General features: G+C 69.8%; 19 protein-coding genes. 6 read left to right on the plus strand and 13 right to left on the minus strand.

All coding sequences use genetic code 11. From position 1 onward, the window contains the following. Window positions 1–22: 22 nt before the first annotated feature. Both J3P38_RS06100 and J3P38_RS06105 read right to left on the minus strand, forming a co-directional pair. The gene (locus J3P38_RS06100; protein ID WP_210438940.1) at window positions 23–454 is read right to left on the minus strand and encodes a helix-turn-helix domain-containing protein; all 432 of its coding nucleotides are present in this window, start codon (window positions 452–454) and stop codon (window positions 23–25) included. A gap of 95 nt (window positions 455–549) precedes the next feature. After that, window positions 550–1524: an asparaginase gene (locus J3P38_RS06105; RefSeq protein ID WP_210438941.1), complete on the minus strand. Its 975-nt coding sequence runs from the start codon at window positions 1522–1524 to the stop codon at window positions 550–552. Window positions 1525–1564: 40 nt separating this feature from the next. Between J3P38_RS06105 and cysC the strand changes: the two genes are divergently transcribed. From cysC to J3P38_RS06115, 3 genes are read left to right on the plus strand one after another with little or no spacing between them, the layout of a single operon-like run. Next, the gene (gene cysC, locus J3P38_RS18310; RefSeq protein WP_307807745.1) at window positions 1565–2743 is read left to right on the plus strand and encodes an adenylyl-sulfate kinase; all 1179 of its coding nucleotides are present in this window, start codon (window positions 1565–1567) and stop codon (window positions 2741–2743) included. Beyond that, entirely contained in the window at window positions 2736–3272 is a 537-nt protein-coding gene (locus J3P38_RS17625; protein ID WP_246849932.1) for an arsenate reductase/protein-tyrosine-phosphatase family protein, read from the plus strand. Before cysC ends, J3P38_RS17625 begins: the two co-directional genes overlap by 8 nt. Further along, window positions 3272–4276: a sulfite exporter TauE/SafE family protein gene (locus J3P38_RS06115; protein ID WP_210438942.1), complete on the plus strand. Its 1005-nt coding sequence runs from the start codon at window positions 3272–3274 to the stop codon at window positions 4274–4276. Before J3P38_RS17625 ends, J3P38_RS06115 begins: the two co-directional genes overlap by 1 nt. A 313-nt stretch (window positions 4277–4589) precedes the next feature. Here the strand turns inward: J3P38_RS06115 and J3P38_RS06120 are convergent, their stop codons facing one another. Beyond that, window positions 4590–5414 (minus strand): BKACE family enzyme, encoded by an 825-nt coding sequence (locus J3P38_RS06120; protein ID WP_210502985.1) that lies wholly within the window; start codon window positions 5412–5414, stop codon window positions 4590–4592. A 17-nt stretch (window positions 5415–5431) separates the two neighbouring features. Between J3P38_RS06120 and dtd the strand changes: the two genes are divergently transcribed. Next, the gene (dtd, locus tag J3P38_RS06125) at window positions 5432–5860 is read left to right on the plus strand and encodes a D-aminoacyl-tRNA deacylase (RefSeq protein ID WP_210502986.1); all 429 of its coding nucleotides are present in this window, start codon (window positions 5432–5434) and stop codon (window positions 5858–5860) included. A gap of 233 nt (window positions 5861–6093) precedes the next feature. Here dtd and J3P38_RS06130 read toward each other — a convergent pair whose 3' ends face one another. Next, complete coding sequence (locus tag J3P38_RS06130; protein ID WP_210502987.1) at window positions 6094–7269, minus strand: glycoside hydrolase family 16 protein; 1176 nt, start codon at window positions 7267–7269, stop codon at window positions 6094–6096. A 102-nt stretch (window positions 7270–7371) separates the two neighbouring features. On the opposite strand from J3P38_RS06130, the gene cysD reads away from it, so the two are divergent. Further along, complete coding sequence (gene cysD, locus J3P38_RS06135; RefSeq protein ID WP_210502988.1) at window positions 7372–8286, plus strand: sulfate adenylyltransferase subunit CysD; 915 nt, start codon at window positions 7372–7374, stop codon at window positions 8284–8286. Further along, window positions 8286–9587 carry a sulfate adenylyltransferase subunit CysN gene (gene cysN, locus J3P38_RS06140; protein ID WP_210502989.1) on the plus strand — a complete coding sequence of 434 codons (1302 nt, stop codon included), beginning with the start codon at window positions 8286–8288 and terminating at the stop codon, window positions 9585–9587. The genes cysD and cysN overlap by 1 nt, the downstream gene beginning before the upstream one ends. A gap of 125 nt (window positions 9588–9712) precedes the next feature. On the opposite strand, the gene J3P38_RS06145 is transcribed toward cysN, so the two are convergent. The 9 genes from J3P38_RS06145 to J3P38_RS06185 all read right to left on the minus strand — a co-directional run bounded on the left by J3P38_RS06145 (window position 9713) and on the right by J3P38_RS06185 (window position 19825). Beyond that, window positions 9713–10945, minus strand: coding sequence for an oligosaccharide flippase family protein (locus J3P38_RS06145; protein ID WP_210502990.1), 1233 nt, complete (start codon window positions 10943–10945; stop codon window positions 9713–9715). Between the two features lie 38 nt (window positions 10946–10983). Further along, the gene (locus tag J3P38_RS06150; RefSeq protein WP_210502991.1) at window positions 10984–12270 is read right to left on the minus strand and encodes a hypothetical protein; all 1287 of its coding nucleotides are present in this window, start codon (window positions 12268–12270) and stop codon (window positions 10984–10986) included. An 83-nt stretch (window positions 12271–12353) separates the two neighbouring features. Next, window positions 12354–13358 carry a glycosyltransferase gene (locus tag J3P38_RS06155; RefSeq protein ID WP_210502992.1) on the minus strand — a complete coding sequence of 335 codons (1005 nt, stop codon included), beginning with the start codon at window positions 13356–13358 and terminating at the stop codon, window positions 12354–12356. A gap of 20 nt (window positions 13359–13378) precedes the next feature. Next, on the minus strand, window positions 13379–14443 hold the full coding sequence (locus J3P38_RS06160; RefSeq protein WP_210502993.1) for a glycosyltransferase: 1065 nt from the start codon (window positions 14441–14443) through the stop codon (window positions 13379–13381). Then, on the minus strand, window positions 14440–15582 hold the full coding sequence (locus J3P38_RS06165) for a glycosyltransferase (RefSeq protein WP_210502994.1): 1143 nt from the start codon (window positions 15580–15582) through the stop codon (window positions 14440–14442). The genes J3P38_RS06160 and J3P38_RS06165 overlap by 4 nt, the downstream gene beginning before the upstream one ends. Next, window positions 15579–16223, minus strand: a complete 645-nt coding sequence (locus J3P38_RS06170; protein ID WP_210502995.1) for a NeuD/PglB/VioB family sugar acetyltransferase — start codon at window positions 16221–16223, stop codon at window positions 15579–15581. The genes J3P38_RS06165 and J3P38_RS06170 overlap by 4 nt, the downstream gene beginning before the upstream one ends. After that, complete coding sequence (locus tag J3P38_RS06175) at window positions 16216–16827, minus strand: sugar transferase (protein ID WP_210502996.1); 612 nt, start codon at window positions 16825–16827, stop codon at window positions 16216–16218. The genes J3P38_RS06170 and J3P38_RS06175 overlap by 8 nt, the downstream gene beginning before the upstream one ends. Then, a complete protein-coding gene (locus tag J3P38_RS06180) occupies window positions 16824–17918 on the minus strand; it encodes a DegT/DnrJ/EryC1/StrS family aminotransferase (protein WP_210502997.1) in 1095 nt (364 codons plus the stop codon). The genes J3P38_RS06175 and J3P38_RS06180 overlap by 4 nt, the downstream gene beginning before the upstream one ends. Before the next feature lie 47 nt (window positions 17919–17965). Continuing rightward, window positions 17966–19825, minus strand: a complete 1860-nt coding sequence (locus J3P38_RS06185; RefSeq protein ID WP_210502998.1) for a polysaccharide biosynthesis protein — start codon at window positions 19823–19825, stop codon at window positions 17966–17968. Window positions 19826–19897: the final 72 nt, after the last annotated feature.

Raw genomic sequence — 19897 nt, forward strand, 5'->3', positions numbered from 1 at the left:
TGCTGCGGGGCCCGGGCGGATCTCACTCGGGCGGGTCGGTGGGTCGTGCGGTGGTGGCCTCGGGAAGGTCGTTCAGCGCGAGGAACGACGCGTAGACGTCGAGGAGCGAGTTCTTCTGCCGCTCGGTCAGGCCGGTGTCGGCGAGGATCGCGAGCTCCACCGATCCGGCCTGTCCCGGATCGGGGTGGACGATCCCGGCGCGCACGTAAAGCTGCTCGGCCGAGACACGGAGCGCCCGCGCGAGCTGCTGGAGGACCTCGGCCGACGGCTTGCGCAGGCCACGCTCGATCTGGCTCAGGTAGGGGTTGCTCACGCCGACCTGGTCGGCGAGCTGCCGCAATGACAGTTGGGCGGCGAGGCGGTGCTCCTTGAGGTAGTCCCCGAGCGAGCCGATCGAGCCGGCGACGGCCTTGGTGGCCCGGTCGCCCGCCTTCGTGCTCCTGTCCTTGGCCATGCCTCCCAGTGTGCTAACAACGGTTAGCAGCCGCAACCCCGCAGAACGGTGAGCAGCCTCACAAAAGCCATCCCTATCGTGATGGAAGGCGCTAGCTAGAAGGCAGCACGGATCTCGCCGACGGGCTTGCCGCCGCCCATCAGCGGGAGTCGGCCGGTGGCGGCAACGGCGGCGGCGTCGACGCCGTCCTCCTCGAGGACGCCGGACCGGCGCAGCGCCTCGGCCATCAGCACGGGTCGCACCCGCGCCGCGCCGTCGTCTGTCTTGAGGGCCCACGCCCGCCCGTCGGGCACGGCGACGGCGTAGCAGGACTCGGCGCCGGCCTTCCCGATCAGGCCGGGCACCGCGCGGTGCAGCGCCAGCTCGTCGCGGGTGGTGCCGCTAACGAGCTCCGGGTGGCGCCTGATCGCCTCCGCGACCCGGTGTGCCGGGCCGTCGGTCGCCGTGGCGAGGTGGGCGAAGGCGCGGGCGAGCCCGGTGAGCGAGGTGGCCAGCAGCGGGGCGCCGCAGCCGTCGACGGCGACCGCGGCGACGGGCTCCCCGGTCACCCGGGCGAAGGTGTCGTGGATCGCGACCTGCAGCGGATGGGCGGGGTCGAGGTAGGTGGCGGTGTCCCAGCCCCGGGCGACGCAGGTCGCGAGCATCGCGGCGTGCTTGCCGGAGCAGTTCATCAGGATCGGCGCCCTGGCTCCGCCCGCGCGGACCACGGCTTCCCGGGCGGCGTCGTCGAGCGGGTAGTCCGCCGGCGTCTGCAGGGCGGACTCGTCGAGCCCTGCCGAGGCGAGCGTGCGGCGTACCCCCTCGACGTGGAACGGCTCGCCGGAGTGGGACGCGCACGCGAGCGCGAGCAGGTCGTCGGGCAGGTCCAGGCCGAGGTCGACCATCGCGAGCGCCTGGAGCGGCTTGTTGCACGACCGCGGCAGGACCGGTGCCGCGACCTCGCCGACCGACCACTCGACGGTGCCGTCCGCGGCCAGTGCCACCACGGACCCGTAGTGGTGTCCCTCCACGAACCCCGACCGGACGATCTCGGCGACGACGGGCAGACCAGCGGCGGCGGCAGACGACATGGGCGCAGGCTACTTCTCGCCCGGGTGAGAGGATGCGCGGGTGATCCAGCACTGCCCGACGCCGACCGAGCTCGACGACCTCGAGCTCCTCGCCTCCGGCGCCTACGCGCCGCTCCGCCGTTTCAACGAGCCGGGCAGCGTCGTCACCCTCCGGCTCCCCGAGGGCGTCGACGAGGCGGAGCTGGTGGACCCGGAGGGGCTGCCGCTGGCGCGGGTGTCGGCCGACGGGTCGCTGGAGCCGCTGACCCACGCGCAGTACGGCCCCTTCCGCCGGCTCCACCTCACGCCCGCCGAGGTCCGTGCGCAGCACGCCGGCGCCACCTTCGTCCCCGTCGCCGATGCGCTCACCGACGGCGACCTGGCGCAGCTGCGCGAGCTCGGCCGCGTGGTGCTGCTGGCCCTGACCGGCACCGGCACCGCCACCCTCTCCCCCGTCGCCCTGGTCCGGGCGAGCCTCGCGGCGGCCGAGCTGCTCGGCGACGCGACCGTCGTCGCGGTGCCGTTGCCGTCCCACGGCGACGCCGAGGCGGACCACGCCCTCGGCACGCAGGTGGTCGCGACCTACGCCGGGGGCGACCCCGTGCGTGCCCTGGCGGACCACGACGGGGACCTGCCGGCCCCGATCGCCGCCATCGTCGACGAGGACCGGCCCGCGGCTGACGAGCAGGGCCTCGTCCTCTTCTTCACCGGGCTCTCAGGGAGCGGCAAGTCCACCCTCGCCCGCGCCCTGATGGACCTGCTGCTCGAGCGCGGCGGCCGCACGGTCACCAGCCTCGACGGCGACGTCGTACGCCGCCACCTCTCGGCCGGGCTGACCTTCTCGCGGGCCGACCGCGAGACCAACATCCGCCGCATCGGCTGGGTCGCCGCCGAGATCGCCCGCCACGGCGGGGTGGCGGTGTGCTCGCCCATCGCGCCGTTCGCCGAGACGCGCCAGCAGGTGCGCGAGATGGTGGAGGCGGCCGGCGGGGCGTTCTTCCTCGTCCACGTCGCGACGCCGCTCGAGGAGTGCGAGCGTCGCGACCGCAAGGGCCTCTACGCCAAGGCCCGGGCGGGCGAGATCCCCGACTTCACCGGGATCTCCTCGCCCTACGAGGAGCCCGAGGACGCCGCCGTCCGCGTCGACACCACCGGCCGCTCCGTCGAGGACGCGCTCCACGACGTGCTGGTCGCGCTCGACGAGTCCGGCCACCTCCACCTCACGGGCGGCCATGCCTGAGCCGCTCCGGGTGCTCTTCGTGTGCACCGCCAACATCTGCCGCTCGCCCACGATGGAGCTCATCGCCCGCGACCTGGCCGGCGACGCCGACATCGTGTTCGGCAGCTGCGGCACGCACGCCCGCGACGGCCACCCCATGGACGCCGAGGTCGCCCCGACCCTCCCCCCGACCCTCGCGCCGGGGGCGGGCGACGGGTTCCGCAGCCGGCTGCTCACCGCGCAGCTGCTCGAGGAGTCCGACCTGGTCCTCACGGCCGAGTCCGTGCACCGCCAGCACATCCTCGACGACTTCCCGCAGCTGCACCGCAAGGTCTTCACCCTCGGCCAGTTCGAGGCGACCATCGCCGACCTGCCCGGCCTCAGCGGACGCGAGCTCGTCGAGGCCGCCGGCCAGCGGCGTGCCCCGACCTCGCCCGACCACGACGTCGCCGACCCCTACCGGCGGGGCAGGGCGGCCGCCACGACGGCGACCGGCAGAATCACTGCCATGCTGAGCGTCGTCGTACCCCGACTCCTCGGAGACCGTTGATGCTCGAGCTCCTCACCGTCACCTTCTTCTCGATCCTCGCGGCCGGCTTCTTCGTCGGCATCGTGGTGGGGCTCACCGGCATGGGCGGCGGCGCCCTGATGACGCCGGCGCTGATCTTCCTCGGCGTGGGCGAGGCGGCCACCGTGGTGACCGCCGACCTCACGGCCGCCGCCGTCTACAAGTCCGGCGGCGCGCTCGTGCACAAGCGCGAGGGCTCGCCCAACATGAAGCTCGCGATGTGGCTGATGATCGGCTCCATCCCGATGGCCCTGCTGGGTCCGCACCTCGTGTCGTGGGCGGTCGATCCCGAGGACATCGACGAGACGTTGCTGCTGTGCATCGGCTTCGCCCTGCTGCTGGCGGCGGCGACGTACGCCCTCCGGCTCTACCTCAACCTGCTCCGCGTGCGCGGCGGCGAGCACCCCGACGACAACCCCCGACTGCGCCCGGTGCCGACCCTCCTGGTCGGCGCGCTCGGCGGCCTCCTCGTCGGCATCACCAGCGTCGGCTCGGGCTCGGTGATCATGATCGCGCTGCTGATGCTCTACCCGGGGCTGTCCGCGGTGAAGCTCGTCGGCACCGACCTGGTCCAGGCCGTCCCGCTGGTGCTGGCGGCCGCGGTGTCCAACATCGTCCTGCACGGCATCGACTGGGGCATCCTCGTGCCGCTGCTGCTCGGCTCCGTCCCGGGCACGCTCATCGGCTCCGCGCTCGCGCCGCGCGTCCCGCAGTCCTTCATCCGGCGCGGCATCGTCGTCGTGCTGACGATGAGCGGCGTGGCGCTGCTCGACAAGGCCGGCTGGGCGCCGCTCGGCAAGGAGGAGACCCACCCCATGCTCATCGCCGGCGTCGGCATCGCGGTGCTCCTCGTGCTGCCGATCGTGTGGGGCTTCATCCGCAAGCAGCAGGGCCTGCCGATGTTCGGCTCGCCCACGATCGCCCAGCTCGAGGACCCGTCGTACCGTCCGGGGCTGGTCGGCATGAAGAAGGTCGACGGCTCGTAGGTGCCGGCGGGCGTGGCGCCGGCGGGCGTCATACGAAGCCGCACCTATAAGTGCCGGTCCGCATGACGCTGGCGCCGCCGCGGGCGGACGTCATACGAAGCCGCACCTATAGCCCCCGATCCGCATGACGCTGGCGCCTCGGGCGCCGGCGGGCGTCATACGAAGCCGCACCTATAGCCCCCGATCCGCATGACGCTGGCGCCTCGGGCGCCGGCGGGCGTCATACGAAGCCGCACCCATAAGCGCCGGTTCGCATGACGCTGGGGGCCCGCCCCGCCCCCCGCCCCCCGCCGCCTGCCGCCGCGCGCGGAAGTCAGGACAGCCCGAGCAGCTCCCGGCACTGCGCCGGCGCCATCGGGGTCCGCTGCGCGATCCGGCCAAGGTCGACGGCGCGCGAGACCAGCTGGGCGTTGGACTCGACGGGTACGCCGCGGCTGATGGTGAGCACGTCCTCCATGCCGACGCGGAGGTGACCCCCCATCGACAGCGAGGCGAGGGCGACCGCGAGGGTGGAGCGACCGATGCCGGTGGCCGACCACGAGGTGACCTCCGTGGGGAGGGCCGCGACGCCGGCGACCAGGGCCGGCGCCGTGCCGGGCATGCCGCCCGGGACGCCCATGACGAAGTCGACGTGGACCTTGCCGCCGGCCGGGACGCCGTACTCCCGGACGAGCCGCCCGAGCGCATGGACCTGCCCGAGGTCGAAGAGCTCGAACTCGGGGGCGACGCCGCGCTCGAGGGCGAGCTGGTAGAGGTCCTTCACGAAGGGCCACGGGTTGAGGAAGACGTCGTCGCCGAAGTTCGTGGTGCCCATGGTGAGGCTGCACGAGTCGGGCTCGGCGTCGAGCACCCTCAGCCGCTCGTCGAGCGGGTCGTGCACCGAGCCGCCGGTGGAGAGCTGCACGACGAGCGAGGAGGACGAGCGCACCGCGGCCACCCACTCGCGCAGCAGACCCTGGTCGAGCGTGGGCTGGTGCGAGGTGTCGCGGACGTGGATGTGGATCATCGCCGCGCCGGCCTCCTCGCACTCGGCCGCGGTGCGCGCGATCTCCTCGGGGGTGGTGGGGAGCTGCGGGCAGTCGGCCTTGGCGGTCTCGGCCCCGGTGGGGGCCACCGTGATCAGCAGTGGGTCAGCCATGGCGGCATCCTTGCACCATGCGCGCCGTCATCCAGCGGGTCCTCTCCGCCACCGTCCGGGTCGACGGGGAGGTCGTGGGCGAGCTCCACCGACCCGGCCTGCTGGTCTACCTCGGGGTCACCCACGACGACGGCACCGCCGAGGTCGCGTGGATGGCCCGCAAGGTGTGGGAGCTGCGCCTGCTCCGCGACGAGCAGAGCGCGAGCGACGTGGGCGCACCCGTGCTCGTGGTCAGCCAGTTCACGCTCTACGGCGACGCGCGCAAGGGCCGCCGACCCACGTGGCAGGCGGCGGCGCCCGGCCCGGTGAGCGAGCCGGTGTACGACGCCGTGTGCGCCGAGCTCGAACGTCTCGGCGCGCACGTCGAGCGCGGCCGCTTCGGGGCCGACATGCGGGTCGAGAGCGTCAACGACGGTCCGATCACCCTCGTCCTCGACAGCCCCTGACCCACGGGAACACCCAAGGTTCCCTCAAGCCCCTGCGCCACCTCCCGCCACCAGGGAGCATCGTCGCCGTGACCAACCTGCCGCGCCGGTGGTGGCGCAGGACCCGCTGTCGGCTCAAGCACGGGCAGGCCTGCCCGCACATCGCCCGCTACCACCGCTGACCGCCCGCTGGTCGAGCAGCGAGCGACCCCTCTGCTGGTCCAGCAGCGAGCGCAGCGAGCGTATCGAGACCCCTACTCCGGCCCGGTCTCCCACACCCGCGCCCAGTCGACCTTCATCGTCTCGGGCAGCTCGCCGTTGAAGCGGGGCAGCTCGTAGTCCGACGACAGGAGGCTGAGGATGAGGAACTCCTCGCGCCCCGACGTCGGCCCTTCGAGCCGGTGGGTGACCTGGCCGTCGATGCGGAAGACGTACTCCTCGGGCGTCCACTCGACCGAGAAGACGTGGAACTCCTCCGCCCAGTCCTCGCCGTACTCCTCGAGGTCCTCCACCCAGCCGCCGTCGGTCTGCTTCTCGCCGTCCTCGTCGAGGTAGTAGGTGAAGCTGGTGAGCCCGCCGAGCGGGTGGTCGTCGCCGAAGTACTCCATGACGTCGATCTCCGCCCCGCCCTCCTCCGGGCCGCCCGCGCTCTGGCCGCCGGTCGCCTGCAGCCAGAAGGCCGAGTGCTGGCCGCGCGCCGCCTGCGTCTTGATGCGCGCCGCGGCGAAGCCGTAGGTGAAGCCGTACACGCCCTCGGTGCCGACGTGGCCGTTGAGGCGGTAGGGGAACTGCTTGCGCCGACCCGGCAGCCGGCACTGCCCGGACGCGTCCTCGTCCTCGAGGACGCTGAGGCGCAGCACGCCGTCGCCGACCTCGGCGGCCGAGGCGTCGGCCCGCGAGCACGTGCGTACGCCGATGTAGCCCTGGTCGCGCGTGAACCAGCTGCCGCCCTCGGCGTCGACGGTGTCGGAGTCGAAGTCGTCGGTGAAGGTGGCCTCGGGAGCGTCGTCGGTCGAGACCTCCGTGCCGATGGCGTCGGCGCCGTCGCCGACCACCACGTGCAGCTCGCCGGACGACCGGCCGGTCAGCGCGACGCGGCCCTCGTCGTCGGTCTCCTCCTCGTCGACCTCGGCCCACCCGTCGTCGGTCCTGGCGACCAACGCGACGGCGGTGCCGTCCTGGGCGTCCGCGACCGTGACGTCCACGACCCACGCGGCGTCGTCCGCCGCCTCGACCTCCGGACCGGTCGCCGCGAGCTGCGGCAGCACCCGTGCGCGCACCGCGTCGCTCCGCTCGTACGACGGCGACGCCGCCGGCTCGTCCCCGCCAGAGGACGAGCAGCCCGCCGTGACGAAGACCACGGCGACGAGGCCGCTGGACAGACGCCTGCGCGAGGCGGAGCGAGGAGCGAGTCGAGGGGTGCGGCTCATTCGGCCGAGTCTGGCCGACCGCGCCCGGCAGTGCGAATTCTTCGTGGCGACGCTCGTCGCTACGATGAGGGCTGCTGTCCCAAGAGAGGCCCTTGCCACGCCATGACCACCACCCACGTCGACTACCAGCTGAGCCAGCTGGACCAGCTCGAGGCGGAGTCGATCCACATCTTCCGTGAGGTCGCCGCCGAGTTCGAGAAGCCGGTCCTGATGTTCTCCGGCGGCAAGGACTCCATCGTCATGCTCCGCCTGGCGGAGAAGGCGTTCTTCCCGGCCAAGCTGCCGTTCCCGCTGCTGCAGGTCGACACGGGCCTCGACTTCGACGAGGTCCTCGCCACTCGCGACTCCTGGGTCGAGCGCCTCGGCGCCCGCCTGGTCGTCGCCTCGGTCGAGGATGCGATCAAGGCCGGCCACGTCGTCGACGACGGCAAGACCAGCCGCAACCGCCAGCAGATCGGCGCGCTGCTCGCCGCGATCGAGGACAACGGCTTCACCGCCGCCTTCGGTGGCGGTCGCCGCGACGAGGAGAAGGCACGCGCCAAGGAGCGCGTCTACTCCCACCGCGACGAGTTCGGGCAGTGGGACCCCAAGATGCAGCGCCCCGAGCTGTGGAGCCTCTACAACGGCCGCATCCACGCCGGCGAGCACATGCGCATCTTCCCGCTGTCCAACTGGACCGAGCTCGACATCTGGCACTACATCCACCGCGAGCAGATCGAGATCCCGTCGATCTACTTCGCCCACGAGCGCGAGGTCGTCGAGCGCGACGGCATGCTGCTGTCGATCGGCCCGGAGATCCAGCCCAAGGGCGACGAGCAGGTCGAGAAGAAGATGGTGCGCTTCCGCACCGTCGGCGACCGCACCCAGACCGGCTGCGTGGAGTCGGTGGCCACCGACACCGCGGCCATCATCGACGAGATCGCCATCGCCCGAGTGACCGAGCGCGGCGCCACGCGTGGCGACGACCGCTTCTCCGAGGCCGCCATGGAAGACCGCAAGAAGGAAGGCTACTTCTGATGGCCAGCACCCCTCAGACCTCCGACGCCCACACGATGGCGCAGGGCGAGATGGACCTGCTCCGCTTCGCCACGGCCGGGTCTGTCGACGACGGCAAGTCCACCCTCATCGGGCGCCTGCTGCTCGACTCCAAGTCGATCTTCGAGGACCAGCTCGAGGCGGTGGAGTCGACCAGCCAGTCCAAGGGCTACGACTACACCGACCTCGCGCTGCTGACCGACGGCCTGCGCTCCGAGCGAGAGCAGGGCATCACCATCGACGTGGCCTACCGCTACTTCGCGACGCCCACCCGCAAGTTCATCATTGCCGACACCCCGGGCCACATCCAGTACACCCGCAACATGGTCACCGGCGCCTCGACCGCCGACCTGGGCCTCGTGCTGGTCGACGCCCGCCAGGGCCTGACCGAACAGTCGCGCCGCCACGCTGTGCTGCTGTCGCTGCTCCGCGTGCCCCACCTCGTGCTCGCGATCAACAAGATGGACCTCGTCGACTGGTCGCAGGAGGTCTACGAGAAGATCCACCGCGAGTTCACGCAGTTCGCGACGAAGCTCAACATCCCCGACCTCGAGGTCATCCCGATCTCGGCGCTGCAGGGCGACAACGTCGTCAACCGCTCCGAAAACACGCCGTGGTACAGCGGACCCACGCTCATGCACCACCTCGAGCACGTCCACGTCGCTTCCGACCGCGACCTGGTCGACACCCGCTTCCCCGTGCAGTACGTCATCCGTCCGAAGTCGGACCAGTACCACGACTTCCGCGGCTACGCCGGGCAGGTCGCCGGCGGCGTCCTCAAGAAGGGCGACGAGGTCGTCGTCCTTCCCAGCGGCATGCCGTCCAGGATCGCGCGGGTCGAGCTCTTCGACCATGAGATCGCGGAGGCGTTCCCGCCGATGAGCGTCACGGTGCACCTCGAGGACGACGTCGACGTCTCCCGCGGCGACATGATCGCCCGGCCCAAGAACGCGCCCAAGCCCAGCCAGGACATCGATGCGATGGTCTGCTGGATGACCAACGAGCCGCTCAAGCCGCGGCAGAAGCTGGCCATCAAGCACACCACCCGCACCGGCCGGGCCATGGTCAAGGACATCCAGTACCGCCTCGACGTCAACAGCCTCCACCGCGACCAGGACACCAAGGAGCTCGGCCTCAACGAGATCGGCCGCGTCCAGCTGCGCACCACCGTGCCACTGCTGTGCGACCCCTACTCGAAGAACCGCACCACGGGCTCATTCATCCTGATCGACGAGGCGACCGGAGTGACCGTCGGCGCCGGCATGATCAACAGCGGCAGCTGACGCCAGCAGCCAGTCGAACGCGCACCAGCGGCGGTCCCGTGCTTAGCGGACCGCCGCTGTTCGCGTATGCGCCGCCGACCCCGCGTTAGTGGCGGCCAGAAGCGCGCCCGGTCCCGTGTGCTTGCTCATGACACCGTCGCGTCGCGCTTGCCTCGCAAGCCCGCTACCAGGAGCGCCACGACGAGCACCTGCCCGACGACAGTCGCCGCGGTTGCTCCGACGACCCCCCATACCGCAGCTGCGGGCAGCGTGACGACCACCAGCACGAGCGCAGCGAGCGAGTACGACAGTGCGGCCGCACGCGCAGAGTCGCCCGCCACGAGGACGCTGAAGGCCCAGACCTCGAGCCCGGCCAGCAGCAGGGCAACGGAGAAGAGCTGCAGCACCAGGACCGCGACGGGCGCCTCGACACCCAGGTAGGATGTCGTAATCCACTCGGCGCTGAGGAAGATCGCCACGGCGAGGACCGCATGCGGAACGACGAGCGCCAGGAACGGCCGGCGCTCCCACCCCTGCACTCCACTCGCGTGGGCCAGGGACATCTGCGGGAAGAGAACTGTCTGCACCGGAGTCACCGAGCTCCGAGCCGCAGCAACGATGCGTGCCGCCCCGCTGAAAATGCCCACCTCAGCTGGTGTTCGGAGGACGCCGAGCGCGATGCTGCCGGCACCGATGAGCACCGCACTGGCAAGGGATGCGGTGAAGGCTGCCGAACCAGATCCGAGGGCCCGCGCCATGCCGCCGGTCGGCCTGGGAAGCCGCACCTCTCCTCGCACCATGAGGAGCACCCAGCCGATTAGCGCAGAGCCCAGCACGGGCGACAGCATCAGAGCGAGGGCCACCTCGCGGTCACCTGGGCCGTCCACCATCAACGCCAAGGCGCCGAGCGCGACGAGCCGCGACGCCCCCAGCGAAAACGCGAGCGCTGCGACTTGCTGCAACGCCTGTAAGATCCACCCGACTTGGATGACGTTCCCAAGCAGGGACGCAGCGGCGATCAGCAGCAGAGGAGCGTCCAAGGTGGGGACGGTGAGCGCCACGGTGGTGGTCACCGTCGCGGCGAGCGCGGCAAGCAGCATGCGGGCACTGACCGTACGGGAGACTACCTCGTGCATCCGTTCCGGATCCTCGACGCGAGCTACCGTAAGGGCGTGCATCGAGCTGACGTTGAACCCGAAGTCGACCAATACGCCGAGATACATCGCGATGGTGAAGACGAACATCACCTCGCCGAAACCCGACAGGCCTAGCCTGGAGATCAGCAGCGGGGTCGCCAGTAGGGGAAACAGCATCGCGGTTGCTTGGCCAGCGAACATAAGCAGGAGCGCGCTACTGAAGCGCGCGCGGAGTTCACGCACGCGGCTCATCGTCGAGGTTTCTCGATGCCCGACGTCAGTCACGACATCCCGGATTGCGAGCGCGACGCAGCCTCGTCGGAGCCGGTGAGCATCGCGTTGAGCACCCCGGCGGCGAGCGCGACCCCCCATCCGTGACCGTAGGTCTGCAGGTAGGGGTTCGACCCGTTGGCGATCAGCAGGCACAACGCAGCCGTCGTGCAGGCGGCGATCACCGGTACGTGCCCTGGGTGCGTGCGGGCGGCCGTACGCACGGCTCCCACCGCTATTAGCACCAAACAGATCGCCGACAGCACGCCCACCAGACCGAAGTTGAACAGAAACTGGTGATACTGCAGCTCGAACAACCACGGCCGCTCGAAGTTGCGCTCGAACCCGGTCGCCAGCTCGGCACCGAGGCCGCGCCCGAAAACGGGGTCCTCTCCCCAGGCAGCGATGAGCTGGTCGGCAGAAGTCCGTCGTAGCCGATCGTCGAGTTCCTTGTCTGTGGACACAGCGGAGCCGAGCCCGAGGAAAAGCGCCGCGCCGTCTCGAACTGCGGTCCAGCCGCGGGCCACCAAGCCAACACCCGCGGGCACGACCACGACGGCGAGCACCAACCCCGGGGCGAGGACGACCAGCGAAGGGGGGATCCGAAGCTGACGGGGGCCGGGGCGCAGGACCGACTGGATTTGGAGCATCAGCACAGGACTGAGGAGGGTCACGGCGGCAATGGCTCGTCTCCCGGCCACCAGGGTGGCGACTACCACCAACACGCCTGCCAGGACGGACAGCCATCGACGGGGCAGCAGGTCGTTCTTGCGCGCCACCATGCACGCTGCCATCAACGGCCCACCGGCAGCCAACGTGGACAGACCGTACAGCCGGATCGCGGAGCCACCGTCTGTCTCGGCGAACCCGGCTTCCTGACTTTCGAGGAGGGATGCAGGAAGGAGAGCGGGGACGAGACCCCGCTGTGCGGCGACGTAGTACACGATAAGCGTGCTGAGCGCGACGATGACGACCGCGATGCCCTCGAACATGGCTCGCAGCCGTTCGACCTGGATGGCCAGCGTCCACGGGAGCCAGATGACGAGCATCCCGACCCACAACTGGCACTGATGGAGAAGGCCCGGGTTCCCGTGGAAGGAACCAACGAGGAGTCCGACGGACAGCAGGCAGAGGATGCCGAACAGCATCCCGCCCAGGTGGGCCGACAGGCGCGGCGGTGACGTGCGCATCACGATCAGGGCCGAGCTGGCGGCGAGCACACCGAGAACGGCCAGGAGCACGGCCTGGTTCGAGACGGGGCGCCAGAGGACGTAGGCGAGGCACAGGAACGACGTCACGCGCAAGGCGCTCCGAGGGGGGACGCTCGCCGCCGTATTGACCGTCCCACGTGATCGAGCGACGACGAACGGACATCGATGAGTCATGGCCTGCGGCTCCGTCCTGCGTCGCGCCGGAGCCCATGGCTGGACCGCCGGGCACGGAAGGCGACGCCGTACAGCCACGGGCTTACCTTTAGGGCGGCGCAGCTCAGGGCCAGCCTTAGGTCCCCCGCCTCGATACACACTTTGATTCTGTTCCACGTCAAGTGGCCCATCGCGACGCCTCGAACTTCACGTGCGAGCTCCGAGTCGCTGCCGAATGCAAACGCCTGGTGACAGACCGTTCGACTCAGACGGAGCACCACCTGCGCGTCTAGGTGAGTCGCACGAGGCTCTCCGATGTGTGCGTGGATGGACTGCACTGCCACGTCCATCCCGACGAAAAGGTGCAACACCGACGGCCGCAGCACGCCCGTCTCCGATCCACCCCGCCTGAAGTACCGGTACATCGGTTCAGGTAACACCCGCACGCTGCGAAGCGAAGGCAACGCCTCGGCCAGAAAGATGAAGTCCTCGAAGCGGTACCCCTCGGTGAAACGCGCGGAGTCGAACACCTCGGCGGCGAACAGCATGAAGCAGACGGACGAGGGGAATCGACCCGTGCACATCCTCTCGAAGACTTCGATGCCAGCGAGGGTCTCTGCCGTGGTGGTTATGCCAAGGCGCTCCCCCGGCCGCCCGCCGATGACGGTCGCGCCACAAGCGGCCGCTTCGGTCTCCGAGGACAGGGCCGCTGTCGCGAGCGCCTCAAACATTCCGTCCTCGACGACGTCGTCCGGGTCGACGAAGCCGATGTACTCACCACCGGCCGCCCGAACTCCTGTGTTGCGAGCACTCGACACGCCGGAATTGCGTGCGAGTCGGATCAACCGGCCCCGGAAGCCCGGGTGACTCGCGAAGTAGTCTGCGACGACGTCAGCGGAGCGGTCCGTCGACGCGTCGTCGACGACGAGAACTTCCAGAGACCGCCACGTCTGCCGCCGCAAGGAGTCCAGGCAGGCGACGACGAAGGGCTCTGCGTTGAAGAGCGGGACGACCACGGTCACTAAAGGCGCCGACGGGGCGTTCACGCTGGCCTCCCCACGGGCGTGACCGGCAGGGCCAGCGCGGCGCACCACGCCTCACGCCAGGACTCGAACGAGTACTTCCGCGCGACCCCCGACGCAGCGGCCATACCTCGCGCCTGACGAAGGTGCGCAGGTTCGGCCAGGAGTTGCACCAGTGCGTCGACCCACTCCGACGCGTCTGCTGCGGCAATGCCGGCGAAGTCGGCCAGCGCCGCCTTGTTGGCGCCCACCGGGGAGCCGACGATGGGCAGTCCAGTCGCTGCGTACTGCAGCAGCTTGTATGCGCACTTTCCACGCGCATAGGGCGTGTCGGCCAGCGGCGCAATCGCGACATCGGCAGCGCTGAGGTGCTGCGCGAAGGTGTGCGGGTGCCACGGGACACGCCGCAAGATGGGCTCTAGGGCGGACAACCGTGGGTTCTCTTTACTCGAGCTGATGAGCGTCAGTGTCGCTCCGGTCAGTCGATGTACCTCGAGCAGGGGACGAGCGACGTGCTCCACGTACTGCTCCGTCGCGAACGACCCCAGCCACACGATCGAGGGCCTGTCGCCACCACTCCAGCTCGACTTCAGCTCGTAGTCAGCAGGCTCGATGCACGACGGGATCATACGTACGTCACGCGCGTGGGCAGTGGCCCAATCGGCGAGCACCTCGCTCCCGGCGATGACCACGTCCGCGGCTCGGCTTAGACGCTGAGCCTTGTGCGTACCGCCCGATGCGCGCCTTGCAAGGCTCGGGGGCAAGTAGATGGCATCGTCGAAGTCAAACACCCCATGGTCCGCGCGACGGAGAGCCCGGGCTTCCGCCACGCCACGGCCGAATGGCGTTGCCTCGCGCGACACGATCATCCGTGCAGCGAGGGGCGAGAGGCGCCGCGTCCTCACCTCAGCCTTCAAGGTTCGGACCGGGTGCGAGCACAGCGTGCGCGGGGTGTTGTCCGCCGTACCGGCGTAATCCGACAGCACCGATCGCAGACCCAGGTGGCGAATCCAGTCGTGGAGCCGGACTCGCGCACTCGATCCACCACGCCCGTACGAAGCGACTGCGTGCAGGTCGTACGTCATGACTCGTCCGACCGGGGCTGCAGACGGAGAACGTCGGCGACGATGGCTCGGGGCTCGAAGGCCGACACGACCCAGTCTCGACCCGACCTGCCCAGCGACTGCCGGTCGGCGTCCGAGGCAAGAGCCTCGATGGCATCGGCTAGCGCCGTCGCGTCGCCCACCGGGAAGATCAGGCCGGTCTTCCGGTCCAGAACACTGTCGACGCAGCCGGTTGCGTCGGAGACCACGCTCGGCACGGTCATCGATGCAGCCTCGAGCACCACGTTGGGGAAGCCCTCGCGGCGCGAGGGCAGGACGTGCACATCCGTGACCCGGAGGTACGGTCGTGTGTCGACGACCGCCCCGGTCAGGATGACGCGCGCCGGGAGCCGCTCGAGCCTCTCGACCAGGCTCGGTGCGTCGGGCTCGTCCAGCGGGCCCACCACCAGCAGCTGGTGCGCCACGTCACGGGCGGTCAGGATCTCCGAGGCCAACGCAAGCTCCTCGATCCCCTTGTCCCGCGTCAGCCGACCGATGAAGGTGATGGTCAGGAGTCCGTCCTGCAGGCCCATATCGCCCTTGGCGACCGGCGGGACGACGGACTCGTCGAAGTGGGCGGCGTCGACGCCGTGGCTAGAGCCCGGACTCGTCACGCGAAGCTTCCGTGACGGGGCCAGCCCCAGCTCCTCGTAAACGTCCCGGAGGGACCGGGAGTTCACGACGACCTCGGTCGCGCAGGCGACCGTCAGCTTCTCCGTCAGCGTCAGGACGGAGCGCCGGAGCCCGGCTTCGCTTTCGAGCCGGAGTCCACCCGACAGGTAAAGCCTCCGGCGGGTCCCGACGACACGGCCCGCCATCATCGACAGCAGCGCCGCCTTGGGCGTCATGGCCACGATCACGTCTGGACGTGACGCGCGAAGCCGGCGCACCCAGGCGATCAACGCGACGAGGTCGCGTAGCGGTGTCACCTCGCGAGCCATCGGCAACGCGACCACTTCCGCCCTCGGGTGCCTGCGTGCGAGCGTCGCGAGTTCGGATCCGGGCGACGTGACGACCACCGTCTGGTGGTCGCCTGCCTCTAGCTGGTCCACGTACTCGCCCATAAACTTGTCGATGGTGACCGGCACGGTCGTCGTCACGATCGCGCGCTTGCGCCTCATCGTGCCGGTACCCCCTTCACCACGCTGCCACCGGCAACCTGCCGGACGACGCACGCCGCGGCCCCGACGACGGCGTCTCGGCCGACGGTGAGCTGGTTCAGCACGACGGCGCCCACTCCTACAAGCACGCCGTCCTCGATGACGCAGTCACCCGAGATGGATGACGATGGGTTGAGGCTGACGAAGTTAGCCAACGTGGTGTCGTGGCCGACCGTGGCGTTGGGGTTGACGTGCACGTGCCTCCCGATCTGGATGTTGGTCGTCAGGCGAGCGCCGGCGCAGATGACAGACCCGGCGCCGACGGTTACCTCGGAGCCGAGGGTCGCCTGAGGGTGGATCAGCGTCGTCGCGGAGAAGCCCGCCGCATCGAGACGCTCGGCAATGCGTCGGCGCACCGAGGGTGATCCGATGCCCACGACGTAGCGCGGGCGTGACTCGCGCGCGAGCAGGTCCTCAAGAGATCCCAAGTGCCGCAACCCACGCGCGCGAAGGCGCTCGGCGTTTCGCGCTGTTAGGGCGTCGTCGACCAGCCCGCAAAGGTGCCAGGACGGAACGGCGGCAGCGGCGTTGATCGCCTCCACGACGTCAACGGTTTCTCGTCCGAAGCCACCGGCGCCAACGATGATCAGGTCCTCAGCCACGCGTCGGCCCCATGAATTCAGGCATAGTCACATCCCCGCTCGCGGAAATGCCGTCACGGCGGGCCACCTGGGCGAAGGTGCGCCAGATGACCGCCAAGTCGAGTCGAAGGCTCCGGTTGTCGACGTATTCGATGTCCTTGGCGAACTTCTCGTCCCACGTGATGGCGTTGCGACCGCTCACCTGCGCCAGCCCAGTGACGCCGGGGCGCACCTCGTGGCGGCGGGCATGCTCGGATGTGTAGCGGTCGAGATAGTCCACGAGCAGCGGACGGGGTCCGACCAGGCTCATGTCGCCCTTCACCACGTTCCATAGCGACGGCAGCTCGTCGAGGCTGGTGGAGCGGAGGAACGATCCGAAGGCTGTCATCCGCTGCTCGTCTGTGACGAGCCCTCGGGACTCGTCGGGCTCCAGCATCGTGCGAAACTTGGCCAGCTCGAAGATCTCGCCGTCCTTGCCCGGACGCGGCTGGCGGAAGAGGACGGGCGAGCCCAGCTTCCGGCGCACGATCAGTGCCAGTACACCCTGCAGGGGGGCGGAGAGAATCAGTGCGACTGATCCAACCACGACGTCGATGCCGCGCTTGACAAGGTCGTAGGGCTTCACGCGACCGTCACCTCCAGGATCGCGTGTTCGATCCGCTCGAACTCGCTGTCCGTCAGCACGGAGCCGGCCGGGAGGGTCAGTCCATGAGCGAAGAGGCGCTCGGACGTTCCGTCGAGCGTTCCGCGAAGTCCCTCCGAAACCGGCTGCAGGTGCATCGGCTTCCAAACCGGCCGCGTCTCGACGTTCGCCCGGTCGAGGGCGGCGCCGAGATCGGCGGCCGTCCATGCGGACGTGTCAGGGTCGACGACGATCGCCGTCAGCCAGCAGTTGTCACCCGCGTCGTCCGCGCCGCCGAGGATCGACACACCCGGCTGGTCAGCGAGGAGTGCCCGGTAGCGCTCGCGCCACTCACGACGCCGCTTCAGCATGTCGTCGAGGCGCACGAGCTGCGCCCTGCCCATCGCAGCGAGGATGTTGGAGAGTCGGTAGTTGTAGCCGATCTCGGTGTGCTCGTAGTGCGGCAGGGGCTCGCGCGCCTGGGTGGACAGCTTTCGGACGTGCTGGGCAAGCGCAGCGTCGTTGGTCAGCAGCATGCCGCCGCCCGACGTCGTCATGATCTTGTTGCCGTTGAAGGAGATGACCGAGGCGTCACCGAAGGAGCCGGCGGGCTTACCCCGGTAGGTGGCGCCGAACGATTCGGCCGCGTCGCAGAGGAGCCGGGCACCTGCACCGACGGCAATCTCGCCGATCGTCGCGTAGTCGACGCACTTGCCGAGCATGTCGACCGGCACGATCGCCGGGACGCTCCGCCCACGGGTGCGCAGCTGGTCCACCGCGTCCTGCAGCAGCACCGGACTCATGTTGCCCGTCTCGTCGCAGTCGACGAAGAAGGGCTCGGCACCGACGTAGCGGATGGCGTTGACCGTCGCAGCGAAGGTGAACGTCGAAACGGGCACGACATCACCAGGTCCGACGCCCCACGAGACCAGAGCGAGATGGAGCGCTCCCGTGCCGGATGCCAGGCCGACGGCGTGGTCGACGCCCACGCGCGCCGCGACCTCGGCCTCGAAGGCGTCCAGGTCGGGACCGGCAGGGGCCACCCAGCCGGAGCGCATGGCGCGCATGACGTACTCCTGCTCGATCTCGCCCACGTCAGGCGGGGAGAGGAGGATCCGAGACTCACTCACAGACGAATCCTTCACGAGACTGCCACAGGCTCGTCAATTCGCGCATCGACGACGGGCGCGTCCACCCGTGACGGGTCGGGCAGGTGCACCCAGTCCTCGAAGGCCTGCAGCATGCCGAGGTGGGTGCCGCGGAGGTCGTGCGCGCGCACCACGTCGACACTGAGCGGCGCGACGTTGGCGTGCGACACCATCGGGTGACGGGACCGCTCGTCGTCCTCAGCGCCGCCGAAGAGCTGCTCGTGCAGCTTCTCGCCCTCGCGCAGGCCGGTGAAGACGACCTCGATGTCCTTGCCCGACTGGGCGATCAGCTGGTGGGCGACGTCGAGGATCTTCACGGGCTCGCCCATGTCGAGGATCATCACCTCGCCGTCCTCGCCGATGGCGCCGGCCTGGATGACCAGCTGCACGGCCTCCTCGACGGTCATGAAGTAGCGGGTGACGTCGGGGTGCACCACCGTGACCGGACCGCCCGCAGCGATCTGGGCGGTGAAGGTGTGCAGCACCGAGCCCCGACTGCCGAGGACGTTGCCGAAGCGGACGCTGAGGTAGGAGCCCTCTGCCCTCTCGGCCATCGAGGCAGTCAGCCGCTCGGCGATGCGCTTGGAGTAGCCGAGCACGCTCTTGGGGTCGGCCGCCTTGTCGGTGGAGATGTTGACGAAGGTTTCCACGCCGACCTCGCACGACACTTCGAGGACGTTGGCCGTGCCGAGCACGTTGGTCTTCATCGCCTCGTAGGGGTACTGCTCCAGCATCGGCAGGTGCTTGAGCGCCGCGGCGTGGAACACCACCTCCGGCCGACGCTCCTGGAAGATGCGGCGCAGTGCCTCGATGTCCCGGATGTCGTTGAGCACGACCTCGTCGCTGTCGAGCAGGGCCTGGCCGCGGATCGACAGCTGCACCGCGTGCAGCGCCGACTCGTCCCGGTCGAGCATCATCAACTCTGCGGGGCCGAAGTGGTCAAGCTGGCGGCACAGCTCCGAGCCGATCGAGCCGCCGGCTCCGGTGACCAGCACCCGCTTGCCGGTGACGTAGCCGGCGATCGACGCGACGTCGGTCTCCAAAGCGGCACGACCGAGGATGTCGTGGAGGTTGACGTCGCGCACGTCGCGCACGTCCGCCTTCGAGGCGAAGCTCTCGGCGAAGCTCGGCAGCACCTTGAGCTCCACTCCAGCGAGCCGCGCCTGCTCGGCCAGTGGTCGCAGGAGGTCCTTGTCCGCCGACGGGATCGCGACCACGACGGTGTCGGCGTCGGTGCGGGCCACCACCTCGGGGAGCTGCTCCAGCGTGCCCAGCACCGAGATGCCGTAGTGGCTGCGACGTCGCTTCCACTGGTCGTCGTCGACGAAGGCGACCGGCCGGAAGCCGGTCTCCGGACGGCTCAGCATCGACCGCACCAGCCGGGTGCCGCTGTAGCCCGCTCCTACGACGACGGTGCGCTTGCCTTGGCTGGGAGTCAGCACGAAGACGTGGTCGGCACGGTAGCGCCACACCGCGCGAGCGACCAGCATGAGGAGCAGCGCCAGCGCCGTGCCGGTCAGCGGGACGCTGCGCGGCAGCCAGAACGGATCGGTGAGCATGTTGAGCACCGTGAAGGCGATGCCTATCGATCCCGTCACTCCCCCGAGCAGCAGGGTCTCCTCGATGGAGGCGACCGCCACCCGACCCCGGTAGAGGTAGGTGACGAGCCCCAGCACGAGCTGAAGCAGCAGGGCGACGACCGCCGTGGTGGCAGCGTGTCCGAGGTAGCCCTCGGGACCCGCGGTACGCACGAAGACCGCAACGACGTATCCCGCTACCAGGGCGACGGCGTCGAACGTCATCAGCACAGCCGGGCGTCGGCCGCGCACGGCAGAGTGAATCGTGGTGCTCATCAGATCAACATGTCCCCACAGCATGCGAACGGCCGCCCCCACGACGGCCTCGAACCCCGCCGCAAACCCACC

Source organism: Nocardioides xinjiangensis, from assembly GCF_017916455.1.
Taxonomy (GTDB): domain Bacteria; phylum Actinomycetota; class Actinomycetes; order Propionibacteriales; family Nocardioidaceae; genus Nocardioides; species Nocardioides xinjiangensis.